This window comes from Affinundibacterium danionis (assembly GCF_042432465.1).
Classification (GTDB): domain Bacteria; phylum Pseudomonadota; class Gammaproteobacteria; order Burkholderiales; family Burkholderiaceae_D; genus Undibacterium; species Undibacterium danionis.
Window position 1 is genome coordinate 1 of record NZ_JBHLXJ010000006.1, and the last position, 744, is coordinate 744.

At 55.4% G+C, this 744-nt stretch carries 1 protein-coding gene; it reads right to left on the reverse strand.

Annotated features, from left to right (window positions below):
- A partial coding sequence (locus ACFFJH_RS05795) for a hypothetical protein (RefSeq protein ID WP_390210823.1) occupies positions 1-744 on the reverse strand: 744 nt, incomplete at both ends.

Below are 744 nucleotides of genomic sequence, written 5' to 3' on the forward strand. Positions count from 1 at the left end.
TGACCGTGTACACCAAATTATTGCCTTCGACCACATTGTCATCACCGACACCTGGGCCACCTGGTTCGACTGTCGTAATCGTCGGTTGGTCATTGTCTAAGATACCGCCGGCACCAGTCACACCAGCGATCACCAACGGTAAAGTTTCTGGTGAGGCACTGTCGACGACTGCATCATCGATGGTCGCGACGGTGACCGTGAAACTCGCCACACCGGCTGGGACGATCAAATTGCCACCGACTAAAGTGACGCCATTGCTGAACGTTGGTGTCGCATTGTAGTCAGCACCGGCTGTGGCGCTACCACCGCCTAAGCTGTAAGCATAAGTACCCGCTACCGTGGTGGTACTCGATAAGGAGACGGTGTACACGAGACTCGTGCCTTCGACCACATTGTTGTCACCGACACCTGGGCCACCTGGTTCGACTGTCGTGATCGTAGGTTGGTCATTGTCTAAGATACCGCCGGCACCAGTCACACCAGCGATCACCAACGGTAAAGTTTCTGGTGACGCACTGTCGACGACTGCATCATCGATGGTCGCTACCGTGACCGTGAAACTCGCCACACCGGCTGGGACGATCAAATTGCCACCGACTAAGGTGACGCCATTGCTAAACGTCGCTGTGCTGTTGTAGTCAGCGCCGGCTGTGGCGCTACCACCGCCTAAGCTGTAAGCATAAGTACCCGCTACCGTGGTGGTGCCGGACAAGGAAACCGTGTACACCAAATTATTGCCTTCGA